General features: G+C 35.6%; 10 protein-coding genes and 1 pseudogene. 2 read left to right on the top strand and 9 right to left on the bottom strand.

The features are described 5' to 3' along the window. Positions 1–31: 31 nt before the first annotated feature. The 4 genes from ACM9HF_RS03525 to ACM9HF_RS03540 form a co-directional block, all read right to left on the bottom strand. Positions 32–307, bottom strand: a complete 276-nt coding sequence (locus ACM9HF_RS03525) for a hypothetical protein (protein ID WP_473614326.1) — start codon at positions 305–307, stop codon at positions 32–34. Positions 308–396: 89 nt separating this feature from the next. Further along, positions 397–810 carry a group II truncated hemoglobin gene (locus tag ACM9HF_RS03530; protein ID WP_473614327.1) on the bottom strand — a complete coding sequence of 138 codons (414 nt, stop codon included), beginning with the start codon at positions 808–810 and terminating at the stop codon, positions 397–399. Between the two features lie 43 nt (positions 811–853). Further along, positions 854–1,135: a hypothetical protein gene (locus ACM9HF_RS03535; RefSeq protein ID WP_473614328.1), complete on the bottom strand. Its 282-nt coding sequence runs from the start codon at positions 1,133–1,135 to the stop codon at positions 854–856. 109 nt (positions 1,136–1,244) lie between these two features. After that, entirely contained in the window at positions 1,245–1,928 is a 684-nt protein-coding gene (locus tag ACM9HF_RS03540; protein WP_473614329.1) for a glutathione S-transferase, read from the bottom strand. Between the two features lie 133 nt (positions 1,929–2,061). Here ACM9HF_RS03540 and ACM9HF_RS03545 point away from each other — a divergent pair, with 133 nt between their 5' ends. Further along, complete coding sequence (locus ACM9HF_RS03545; protein ID WP_473614330.1) at positions 2,062–4,374, top strand: peptidase U32 family protein; 2,313 nt, start codon at positions 2,062–2,064, stop codon at positions 4,372–4,374. Between the two features lie 65 nt (positions 4,375–4,439). Here ACM9HF_RS03545 and ACM9HF_RS03550 read toward each other — a convergent pair whose 3' ends face one another. The 4 genes and pseudogenes from ACM9HF_RS03550 to ACM9HF_RS03565 all read right to left on the bottom strand — a co-directional run bounded on the left by ACM9HF_RS03550 (position 4,440) and on the right by ACM9HF_RS03565 (position 10,251). Then, on the bottom strand, positions 4,440–7,178 hold the full coding sequence (locus ACM9HF_RS03550) for a VPS10 domain-containing protein (RefSeq protein ID WP_473614331.1): 2,739 nt from the start codon (positions 7,176–7,178) through the stop codon (positions 4,440–4,442). A gap of 116 nt (positions 7,179–7,294) precedes the next feature. After that, complete coding sequence (locus tag ACM9HF_RS03555; protein WP_473614332.1) at positions 7,295–7,951, bottom strand: glycine-rich domain-containing protein; 657 nt, start codon at positions 7,949–7,951, stop codon at positions 7,295–7,297. A 285-nt stretch (positions 7,952–8,236) separates the two neighbouring features. After that, positions 8,237–8,386, bottom strand: a pseudogene (locus ACM9HF_RS03560) (VOC family protein); the annotation flags it as partial. Positions 8,387–8,430: 44 nt separating this feature from the next. Then, complete coding sequence (locus tag ACM9HF_RS03565) at positions 8,431–10,251, bottom strand: sulfatase-like hydrolase/transferase (RefSeq protein WP_473614333.1); 1,821 nt, start codon at positions 10,249–10,251, stop codon at positions 8,431–8,433. A 137-nt stretch (positions 10,252–10,388) separates the two neighbouring features. On the opposite strand from ACM9HF_RS03565, the gene ACM9HF_RS03570 reads away from it, so the two are divergent. After that, positions 10,389–12,122, top strand: a complete 1,734-nt coding sequence (locus ACM9HF_RS03570; RefSeq protein WP_473614334.1) for a sulfatase-like hydrolase/transferase — start codon at positions 10,389–10,391, stop codon at positions 12,120–12,122. A gap of 243 nt (positions 12,123–12,365) precedes the next feature. On the opposite strand, the gene ACM9HF_RS03575 is transcribed toward ACM9HF_RS03570, so the two are convergent. Next, positions 12,366–12,959: a TetR/AcrR family transcriptional regulator gene (locus ACM9HF_RS03575; protein ID WP_473614335.1), complete on the bottom strand. Its 594-nt coding sequence runs from the start codon at positions 12,957–12,959 to the stop codon at positions 12,366–12,368. Positions 12,960–13,099 lie beyond the last annotated feature (140 nt).

Genomic DNA, 13,099 nt, shown 5'->3' on the forward strand with positions numbered 1-13,099 from the left:
ATTAGTTACAAAAGTTAAAACAATCCCTAATTTATACAACAAACACAACAATAGCAGCGGTTACACCTAAAACAGTATAGTGTGGCGCTCCGTTTGGTACTTTGTCTAACAACCAATAGCAAACAAAAGCTAATGCAAATAATATCGCACTGCCAATAAATACGCCCATTGGCGGGTTACCCATTATTAAGCCGGCTATGGCTAAAGGAATACTAAAAAGTAGCGCTGAAAAGTAAGCTTCTTTTTTAACTAAATACAATTTATAAGAAAGCGCTAGCATAAGAATTTTTAAAGTAAGAAATATCATAAATTTACCGTAATTATTTAAATAAACCATTACTGATGGCTTATATTATATGAAAGATAATGTGTGTTTTATCTGTAATGATTAAAGGATTAGCTACCAGACACCATAACAATACGTTCTGCGGGTACTCGTAACTGCTGCATTAAATACACTTTAAATGGTGCTTCGTAAGCTTGTTTATCGACTGCTTTTTGCATGCACAGTAACCATGCTTTACTTTCAGCATGACCTACCGACAAATGCTTATGTGCTAGCGGAATATTAATACTGCCATAATGTTCAGCATACAATTTAGGGCCGCCAAGCCAACCTGATAAAAAATAGGTAAGTTTTTGTCGTGAGGCAGTTAAATCGGCAGGATGCATATCTCTAATTTTTTGAGATTCTTTAAAAGTAGCCATGTTCTGATAAAAGTCATCAACAAGTTGCGTTATGCCTGATAACTCCCCTGCCATTTTATAAGAATTATCGCCTACGCCGTATTCACAGCTTTTATTATTCATTATTACAACCTGTACCTAAAGCCTGTATCCAAATCGGATAACGTTATAAAGATGAAACGCCTGATACTTCAAGTACTGTTTTAGCATTAGCGCGTTCAATAATTTTAACTAAAGCCGATTGAATCACTTCGCTTTCTCGCGCATCATCTTTGCTGGTAAATTTTTCTTCTTGGGCTTTAGCACCTTCTTCAAGAGTAAATTGAACCACGACCAAAGTAGCGCAATCAGGACTTTCACCAAAATATTCTAAAGCTATTTGTGGGTAACCCTTAAAGCCTGCTTTCACTAATTTAGCAATTCGTTTTTTAGCTTTGTCTACGTGCATGTTTATTTCCTGTATTTATAAAATATCAATTTATCTGAATAGTGTTAAAGATCAAAGAAATAATAAGCATCTCTTTGAATTTATTTCTTAATTTACATTTAACGTAACCTTATGACTTCTCGCCGCCACCAAACAACACTACTTCATGGTTGTCTAACCACAGCGGATACTTTGCCATAACTTTAGTAAACATCGGGCTTTGTAAATAGCTATTCAGCCATTGTCGTACTTTAGGATAAGGTGATTGTAAGTACCATTGGCGTTCTATACGAGCAAATTGTCGAATAAAAGGCAGTAGCGCAATATCGGCTAAGCTTTCTTTTGGCCCCATTAAAAAGGCACTGTTCGTTAAGCGCTGTTCTAATGTTTGAATAAAGGTTTCACAGGCTTGTCGGCATTCTACTACGTTAGTTTCTTTATAACGTTTGGCGCATTTGTAGGCTTCTATCGCTGTTTTAAATTCATGATCAAAGGTATGAATTAATGCAAGCATTTCAGTTAATGCCGATTCACGTTCTCTTAATAATAAATTATTAGGATCTGTTTCATGCAACGCCCACAGCATTACGTCTAGGCTTTCTTCGATAACACGATTATTTTCGTTGGGTAAAACTATAACCGGCACCGTGCCTTTAGGTGATACTGCTATCATTTCTGGGGGTTTATTACTTAGCACTAAATCTCGCAACAATACTGTTTGCTTAGCTTTAAAAATGGCAATACGAGCACGCATAGCATAAGGACAATTTCTTAATGAATATAAAACAGGAAGATCGGAGTGATTATTAGCCATAGATTTTTTAATTTATACCTAGAAATAGCGATGAAATGCGTTTTAACTATTTTAACGGTATTCAACAGCTAAATATATGCGTAAAATCTCCCCTTTAAAATTTAACCGCCTTAATATTGGCTAAAGTTGAGAAATGAGTCCTAAAATAGAATTGTTAGCGCCAGGTGGCGACATAGATGCGATAAAAGCGGCAATAATTGCTGGAGCCGATGCGGTTTATTGTGGTTTAGACACCTTTAATGCACGTAACCGTGCGGCTAATATTTCTTTTGATGAGCTTGTAGGTTGTATTCGACTTGCACACCAGTACGAATGCCAAATATTTTTAACGTTAAACATTATTATATTAGAACGTGAATTTAAGTCGTTAGCCAAGTTATTAAGCAAACTGGCCAATACCACATTAGACGGTGTTATCGTTCAAGATTTAGGTTTGTTGTATATTTTAAAGAAGCATTTTCCTACGTTAGATATTCATGCTTCTACGCAATTAACAACACATAATATTGGGCAAATTCCTTTCCTTAAAAAGCTAGGCGCTTCTCGTGTTAACTTATCAAGAGAGTTAAATTTAAAAGAAATTACGGCAATTACTCAAGTGAGCCAAGATCAAGACGTGCTTACTGAAGTATTTGTACACGGCTCTTTATGTGTCGCTTTCTCTGGCTTATGTTATTCAACCTCAGCCAGTGTAGGTAATTCAGGCAACCGTGGTCGATGTAGCCAAGCGTGTCGCGAAGAATACAAACCGACTGAATCAGGTAATAAATTTCCGTTAAATATAAAAGACAATTCAGCTTTCTTCGACTTACCCGCATTAATTGATGCTGGCGTTCATTCATTTAAAGTTGAAGGTCGCATTAAAGGCGCAAGTTACGTACATACGGTAATTGATAGCTTTCGTAAGCAAATAGATGGTTTTGTAGAAACAGGTGAATTATTAGAAGACGGCGAACGCCTTTATAAAGTGTTCAACCGCGATTTTTCAAACGCCTTTTTACGTGGTGATTTAAATCAATCGATGTTTATTGAAAACCCTCGTGATAATTCTAAATACCATGCGGTAGGTAAAAGTAACGCCATTTCAGTTGTACAAATTCATGAAGTTGAAGAAAAACTCAGTGCTGAGAAAGAAGAAATTAACACTTCAGTATTTGAAAAAATTAAGCATTTGAGTATAGATAAACGCCCTTTATCTCTTATCTTTACAGGTAACGAAGGCAAGCCATTAACCCTTACGGTAAAAACAGAAGGCTATAGTGAAGGCAAAGCATTAACTGAAGAACAAACCTTTGTTTTACATTCAACTAACCTGTTAGTCGCAAGTGATAAAAACTGTATTGACAAAGCCGCTATCGAAAAACGCTTTAAAGGTTTTAACAACGCTGAATTTAACTTAATTGAATTAAATTGCGATGCGATTGAAGCGGGTTTAAATATTCCATTTAAAGATCTTACCGCGTTAAAAAATGAGTTGTCTTCGTTACTAAACGATAACTCACCTGTTCATCCTGAAGTTGTTTTACCTAAATTAGCACGCCATGCTAAAACGCCTAATGATGAGCATAAGGCTAAGTTGTCTATTTTAATTTGTGACGATACCGATTTAGATCTTGCCAACGTAACAGATGCAGACATTTACTTTAAACTGCCAGATGCTTACAAACGTGGTTGTACTAAATATGTGAGCTTTTTTAATGAAAATCCTCGCCTTATCCCCTGGTTTCCATCGGTATTAATTGGTAAAGATTACGACGTAGCATTAAATATTTTAGAGCAAGTTAAACCTAAGCTGATTGTGACCAATAACACAGGTATTGCAAACCGAGCGTCTGAGCTAGGTATTAAGTGGATAGCTGGACCTTTCTTAAATACAACTAACTCTTATGCGCTATTAGCCATGAAAGAAACATTTAATTGTGACGGCGCATTTATTTCAAACGAAATAAACTACCAACAAATGAAAACCATTGCTCGTCCTGAAAACTTTAAGTTGTTTTACAGTATTTACCACCCTATTTTGTTAATGACCAGCAGACAGTGTTTTTTCCAACAAAGTGTAGGTTGTGAAAAACCGCGTATTGATAACGGTTGTATGCTTTCTTGCGATAAATCTACCAGCATAACTAACCTTAAAGGTGTTTCGTTTGCTATTGATAAACAAAAAGCAGGCTACCCAAGCATTTATAACAATGACCAGTTTTTAAACATGGAAATTATTAATGACCTAGCAGATTTGTTCGATGGCTTTATGATTGACTTAACCAATATTGGTTCTGGCGATAAAGAAACACCAGACAAAGCGGTACTGATTGAACAGTTTGAAGCCTTACTGAAAGTAGATAAAAACGAAAGTGCTAGTGCTGACGGACAAGTACGCATTCAGCAAGCTTTAAATCAATTAGTACCTGAATCAACTAACGTGCAATACCATAACGGGCTGTAGATTTAAATAAAACAGTAAAAAGGGAGCTATATTTAGCTCCCTTTTTACATTCAATTTATAAATCGTTAATGGTATTGATACCAGCCCTTACCATCAGCGCCATTGATGTATCCAACAAACCAACCACTTCCCCAACCTGCGGCCCAAATAACATCTTTGTTATAAGGATCAGGTTTAGCATCTATTATTTTGTCGTTGTTGCTAAGATTAGCGTTTATTTTTTTCCAGTTGCTACCAGCATCTAACGATAAATAAACACCTGGATTCATAAACTGTCTATCCATACGCATTTGATTACCCACAGTTAACACTAATATATTGGCATCAACAGGAGATGACTCTACTTGCAGTACAACAGGTGCTTTAAATATTTTGTGCCATGTTTTACCTGAGTCCGTACTTTGCCAAGCGCCTCCTTCATCAAAGGTTCCTTGGTAAAAGCCACCCGCACTAATAAAGATATTATTCGTGTTTTTATCAATAAACACATTATTAACGCTTTTGATTTCTGAAGGTATGTTAACTCTTGACCAGTTTTCACCTTTATCGTTAGATTGGTATAAACCACCATTCTTATCACTGGTTGCTGCATAGATCTTATTTGAATTATTCGGATCAAGAGTAATACGTCTTAAGCTAAAACCTTCATGGAATCCTTTATTGCTAACTTTCCACGTATAACCGCCATCATCTGATTTCATAAACCCAAAGCCACCTACAGTTGGTTCACGGCGTGGTGCACGATAAATTTCAGAGAATGCATCTTTAGTTACAGCCACATACATATTATTAGGTTCAACAGGGTCAATCAGTAAAGAGTCTTGCGCTGGTAACAAACCTGCAGGTCCTTGAATAACTTTACCTATATTTTTAGATTTAACTACGTTTTGGTCTATTTTATTATCTAAAACTGTTGCGATATTTTCCCATGTTTTTCCACCGTCGATAGAACGACGTAGTTTACCGCGGTGATCTTGTCTCCATGCCAATATATAAATGATATTAGGGTTATGAGGATGTACAGCAATAGTAGAAATTGAAACCATACCATCGATATTGTTTTGACCTTCTATTTGCTTCAGCGCTACGGCTTGCTTGTTTGGCCATTCTTTTACATTAACTGTACTCCAAACACCATGTTCGCCACTTGCGAATAGTCTTCGTTCAGGTATGCCTGTTTCATGCAACATAAAGCGGCCGGGTAAATCACTATCACCACGCCCTATCCAAACCTTGCTATTAGGGGCTGTTTCCATATCATCAATTTGTTGCCAGCTTACGCCTTTGTCTGACGATTTATGTGTTTGCTGATCGATACTGATAAAAAGCTCACCTGCAGAATTAATGGTTAATAATCGATTACCCGAAGTTTCTTTATGCGCGTTTATATATTCTTGAAGATGCGCAAATTCAACATTAGCCCCTGTGTCATTATCACGAGATAGCCAATAAGCTTTGTCTTTACCACTTAACCAATATTCACCATGACGAGCAACAACCTGCCATGTTTTACCGCCGTTAAGTGAGCGCCATACTTCACCCGGACCAAAAGTGCGATCATGTTTTTTATTGTAAGTAAGGTAAATCTCATCTTTATTTAACGGATTAACCACCAAACGATTAAATACAGGTAAAATAGATGTTGGTAAATTAGGGTACTTTTTCTTAGCTTGATGTTGAGAAATACCAAACCAATTCGATAAAGTTCTATAATATCTTTGAATTTCAGCTGGGTAATGTATTTGAGTTAAATCTATAGATAAGTTACCTGTGATGTTTTCCCAACTCTCACCGTTATCAACGCTCTTATAGACTCCACCAGCTGACTTTACGGAATGTCCTACTGGTTCATAAATTGTTTGTTCAACCAAATATAGAACAAATTCACCTGTATTTTCATTGTAAAAAGAGGTTAAGTCGCGAGGTAAATTAGCAGGAAGTCCTCTCGTTTTATTTAACCATGTTAAGCCTTCATTATGACTATGCATTACCCCGTGATTTGTCGCCATAATTAAGTGCTTGGGGTTGGTTGGATTAATAATTATTTTCCCAACATCTAAATCTTGAGGTAAGCCCGTTGATATTTTTTTCCAGCTTTTACCTTTATCTGACGACTTTAAAAGATAACCATAATCAGCGTAACTTAGTTTACTACCTTGCTTGTTGGCTTTTGTACGATGATTTTCTTTAACGTTCCAAAAGTCACCAGCTCCAACATACCAAATATTATCGTTAGTGGGATCAATACTTAGCTCACTTAAGCGCATGCCTATTTGTTCGTCGTACCAACCTTTTTTAAAGGCTAATGGATCATATGGATCAACACCAAAATCTTTATAAGTAGGAGAAAGTTCTGCTAGTTTTGTCCAATGATGACCTTGATCTGTTGACTCATACACCCAGCCATTCCAATCTAATGCCACAATATAGTTTGGAGCTTGTAATGAAAAATCCATATCAACTACACGTTTCATTAGTTGACCTAACTCGTCGTGGTCTTTTATGCTTTGCCAAGACTTACCGCCGTCCCATGTGCCATAGGTTACGTGCATATCAGGTGCGATAAACATAACATTTTTATCGAAAGGATGATTCCATAGTTTTTCATTGTAGCCTGACATACCAGGACCAATATTTTGCCATTGAACAATAGGATCTGAAATCACTTTTTGTGTTCTTAATTGTTCAAAATATTCCGCATTGATTTGTGGAATAACGTCCTTGATCGTTTCGCTTTGATTGACAGTACAACCAGAAGATATCAATAAACTAGCAATAATAAGGAGAAGTTTTTTATTTTTCATATACACGATTAATTATTAATAATAATGAATATACTTTAAACCATAAGGCAGAAATAAAAAAGCAGTTTTATATATAAAACCCACCTGTATAGTATTTTTATTCATCTTCTTTAAAATTAATCACCTCCACCGCCACAACTACTGCCACAGCTGCTTCCACAACTCGTTGATGAGTCACCAGAAGAGCCACTACATCCAGAAGAACAACCTATATGAGTAGCACAATAGTCTTGTCCATAAGTTGGTGAGCTTTTATCTTTGCAGTTTTTAGAGTAGAAAAAGCCGTCTTCTATTTTTAATTTAGCGTCTATAGCAAATAACAAAGGTAAACGTGCAGGTGATGCTGGATTAATGTTTTCTAAATCACATGCTAAACGCCAAGCTCTTTTTATCCCCTCTTGTGCATTGGTTGGAGATTTCATAGCTTCGGTTGGTGTATGGTGTAAAAATCGCCCTATCCCTTTTTTACAAAAAATTTCATAGTTTTTTGTAAATAAAATAAACTCGTGCCAAGCAACATCGACCACTTGAGAAGGCATAGCTACAGGCTTTAATTTAGCTTTATAAGAAATAATAAAAAAAGATTTAAGGGCATCTAAAACGAGTTCAACCTGATCGTTAGATAAATGAGGATATTTAGCGTTAACTCTTTGTTTTATAGCGACTGGAAATTGAAAAGACGCTATAAACTCTTTTCTTTTTTTATGTTTATTATAAATAAAAAAAAACAATAAAATTAAAACAACAACTATTTGAAAAATACTAACATCCATATCGATCCCTGACTTTACATTTTAAAATTAAACTTCTGAACAATTAACCTCTATTTAAACAACTTATGAAACAGTTATCCACTATTCCATCTCACACATTGCGGGGTTTTCTCCAGATACAGCTATAAGTATTTTCACTTATATAATTTAAGGTGCATTGGCTACTGGTTAAGCAATGTGCTTCTGATAGTTTTTGGCAATCAGCTTCTTCGGCGAGAATTTGAGTAGAGCAGAATATAATAAGAGTAACGATAAAATACTGAGTAGTAGAAGAATTGAACATAATTAACATGATACTTTGTTGAGTTCCGTTACGTGCCAAAGCTCGCCTGACGGCCCCCATAAATAAATAACTTTGCCCCAAGGCTCTACTTTAATGGGTTCGTATTTAATATCAAAGCCTTTCAAGTTTGAAATAACTTGAAAGGCTTCATTAGTAGTATCACTCTATGACTGGTTTAGTAAACTTAACTAACCAATTAATTCACCTTAAATACCTTTGACGCTGAAATACCTGATTTACTATAGGGCTGATCGGTATTAGCCGCTAAAGGATCTGCATCATCCCAAGAGTAAATACTAATTTCAGCTACTCCTTTTTTATGGGCCGTTATTTCTCCAAACTTGTTAACGGATAATACTTCTGGATTGCTCGATTCCCATATCAAACCTTTACGTTTTGCTTGCTCTGGTAATACTACGCCTTGCAAGCTGAGGGTTTCATTTATATTCAATGTTGTTTTATTACTATTGATAGCTAGCGTTTTAACAGATACAAGCTTGTTTTCATCAAGCACTTTCCCTAATTCGTTATAAGCTTGTTGCTGTTCAGGCGTTAAGTTATTTAAGTTTAATCCGCTATAGCGTTTTACTTTCCATTTACGCTCTATAAAACGAGCTCCTTCACGTTCCAGTAAATCAGTTCTTAAATCAAAAAAACGTCCTTCTGGAAAATCTTTATCTGGTGCGTAACGCTTAAAATTTTTGTTAAAGGCGTAACGTAATACAACATCTTTATCTTGGTATTTACTGTTACCTATATACCAAGTGTGAATGGTTTTTCTCGGTTCACCGGCTGCTCCTTTAGCTTGTTCCCAAAAACTAATACCATCTAGCTGTTCAGGGTTAGCAATTTCGATTCCTGCAGCTTGAGCAATGGTTGGATAAATATCGGTTAAATTAACCAAGCCTTTATAACTACGGTAACTACCGTCCTTACTTGCAGGTACCACATTCGGATAATTAATCACTAACGGAACATGCAAGCCGTTATCTGCATTTCCGCCTTTGCGCCCTGGGTAAATAGAATTATCAGCCAATACGTGACCAAAAGTTTCTTTAGTACCATTGTCCCCCATTACCACAATTAAGGTGTTGTCTCTTACTCCGGCTTCGTCAAGTTTAGTAACGACTTGGCCAATCAATTTATCCATATATTCAATCATATCAGGGAAGTAGCGTCGGTCATCGCCACCTTTGTTGCGATATTCCGCTTTTTCACTAAAGTTGTCGAAAATAGCATGAGGTTGAGTGTCAGGTGTAGGTTTATGATCGTCATGCACTAACATCATCGGATAATATAAAAAGAAGGGTTTATCTTTGTTTTTATCAATAAATTTTAAAGCATCACGGTTAACAATATCAGGTCCGTACCATCTTCTACCGGTTTCAGGATCTAAGTCAGTTCTTCCTTGATAATTAGTAATCTTACCGTTAACCACAAGATTAGGATTAATAAAACGCTGACCTTCAGTGACTACATCAAACGCGGTGTAATCGTCCCAACCAAATTCAGATATATAATCTTTACCTGCAACTTGTTTATCACCACGTGTTTGTTTCCATTTACCGTAAAGCCCTGTTACGTAACCAGCCTTTTTAAAGGCATCGCCAAAAGTAATATCTGATCTATGTTGTGATTTAGGTTGAAGATAATTTCTATCGTTATTTTTACCGCTCATTAATGCGATACGCGTATTTTCACAAATAGGGTAAGCAAAGGCATGATCAACACGTAAACCCGCTTTAGCTAAGTTATCGATATTAGGCGTGCTGAATTCTTTATTTGTAAACAAACCATCATACGAATGCAAACGATTAGCGCCATACGCAGTTACCCCATAATGACTTAAATCATCAATAAGAATAAGGACTACATTGGTATATTCTGTTTTACTTGACGCTATTTTTGGCTTGGTTTTTTCTGCATTAACAAGGGATTTAGTTTGTTCACTACTATTATTTATACAGGCAGAAAGGAGAATACAAAGGGATATACCTAAGCCTAATTTAATTTTCATGTTAATTTCCGTTGTTGATATTTTGTGATCAGTTGAATACTGCGCAATTGTTTTTATATTTAATATACATAATTTATATACAACTTTATAGTTTATTTGATAAGTTAATAAAAATTTCGTAAAGGAACGTTTATAAAATGAAAAATATGTTTTCAATATTTCCTCTTAAATCATTAAGTTTATGCATTTTTGGTTTAGTCATTAGCATTACTAGCCAAGCAAGTGCTGCAAAGCATATAGATACAACAGCAAGTAAAACCCCAACTCAACCCAATATTATTTTAATTCTTACCGACGATCAGCCTTATGGCTATTTAGGCATTACTGGCAATAAAATAGTAAAAACGCCTAATATTGATGAACTTGCAAACCAAGGCGTGTTATTTACTAATGCTCATGTATCTAGTGCTATATGTACGCCAAGTCGAATATCAATTTTATTAGGTCAATATGAACGTAAACACGGTGTAAACTTTAATTCTGGTACGAGCGTATCTGAAGAAGCTTGGGAAAGTTCATACCCAATGCTGTTACGCAAAGCGGGGTACTTTACGGGTTGGGTAGGTAAAAACCATTCTCCTGTAGGTAAAGGCGGTTACAAAAGCGGCTTAATGGAAAAGAGTTTCGACTATTGGTATGCAGGCCATGGCCATCTTTCATTTTATCCAAAAGATCGACATAAAATATTTTCAGAAGCCAAAACCGACACTCAGCTCGAAGTTGTGTCAGAAGGTATAGATGACTTTTTAGATACAAATGAGTATAAATTTAAAAAAGCGATAAAATTTTTAGACAGTCGCCCTACTGATCAACCTTTTATGTTATCGGTTAACTTAAACCTACCTCATGGTTCAAGTACCAGTACGATGAAAATGAAAGAAACAGACGACGAAATATATAAAAGTTTATTTAGAGATCAAACCCTCCCTTTACCTAAAAACTATATAGCTAAAGCTGATATTAAAACGCCAAAATTACCAACAGACATACATCACGTAATAGATCGCCAAAATGGGTATAACGTTGTTGATACACCTGAAAAATTTAGAGAAGAATACACTCGACAATTACAAGCAATGACTGGAATAGATAGATTAGTCGGCAAGTTAAAACGTAAATTAAAAGATCAAAAAATTGATGATAACACCGTAATAATTTTCACTTCAGATCATGGTTTATTTATGGGTGAGCAAGGTTTAGGCGGAAAAGCATTATGTTATGAAAAAACAACGCATGTGCCTTTAATTATTTATGATCCAAGAAATAAACAAAACAATAAAACCAGTAATGCACTTGTACAGTCTATTGATATAGCACCTACATTATTGTCTTTAGCAAATGTAAAACAAGCGAGCACTTTTCAAGGCGAAAATTTGATGCCTTTATATAACGCAACTGATGTTACGGCTCAAACTAAGCGTAAATATATATTCTCAGAAAACTTATGGTCTACACATTTTGGTAATCCGCGATGTGAATCTATTCAAACAAACGAGTGGAAATACATTAGGTATTACAAAAACAACAACCTTTCAGCCACTAAAAAAATTGCGTTAGCAAAGCAACTAAAGATCCCTGTAAATAAAATGCTATACGCCTTTCATGATAACGATATTGCACAATATAGAGAGTTTATTGAAGGCCCATTACATAATGAACCAGTAGTTTACGAAGAGCTATATAACCTTAATAACGACCCTACTGAGTTAAAAAATGTTGTTACTGATAAAGAATATCAGCAGCAACTTAATACAATGAGAAAAGATTGGTATCAAACACTGTTAAGTGCTCGTGGTACCGAAGCGCCTAAGGTAGAACGTTTTACAATTGATTCTCAACAAGAACATAATACAGATATAAAACAGTATTAAGTCTTTTATTAAGGCTTAATAAACAAAAAAGCGCACAACATAGAATTTCTTTATGTTGTGCGCTTTTTATTGATTGATAACGAATAATCTAACTAACATCAGCTCAGGCTGTAAAATAGCTCATATTCGTGACACTTAATTGTATTTACTTAAGTCATTAAAAATCGGTAGCAAAACTTACTTAAAGATAGTATTCAGCTCATAAACACGGCATTATCAAACTGTATTTATAGGCTATACTCGTTACCAATGAAATTCTTTGGTTTTTCCTGCAGCGTTGATTGCTGAATTTTTGATAGACGTTGCTATTTTATCCGCAGTGTTACTAGAAGCTACAGCCCTAACCATAGTAAGACCACCAATTAAAATACCGAGTACAGTCCAAGCCTTTGATATACATTCTTCATGTGAATCACCAACAAGCCCCTGAGCCATCAGCTCAACTATCTCAAGCATTTTTTCTTCATAAATAGCATGTAATTCAGGTTTAGTACGAACAACTTCGGGAGAGAGAGTTGTCATCGCACAACCGCAAGAAAGATTATCACGATGGGCTTGACCTAGATAATAATTTGCAAAAACCTCAATCCATTGTATACCGTGCTGAAGTTGAAATTCAGGGATTGCAACAATCACCTCATCAAGACCTAGCGACAAAGCCTCTTCAAATGCACCATCTTTTGAACCTAAGTGAGCATAAAAAGCCCCTGAAGTAACTCCTGCTTCCTTAGCAATACCATCAACACCAATACCGGCGTAACCATGACTTCTAAAGCATTGACTCGCTGCGTTGATAATTCGTTTTCTTGTTTCTTGTTTTTTACTTATTTTCGTCATTTAAATATCTGCCCCCTTAATAATAGCCGCATTATAACTGTGTTTTCATTAACAATATAGAGGTCGTTATATTTTAATTGACAATATAACGATCGATATATAACATAGCGACAACTTAAATATAACGATCACTATATTTC

The organism is Colwellia sp. RE-S-Sl-9 (assembly GCF_048296855.1).
Lineage (GTDB): Bacteria > Pseudomonadota > Gammaproteobacteria > Enterobacterales > Alteromonadaceae > Pseudocolwellia.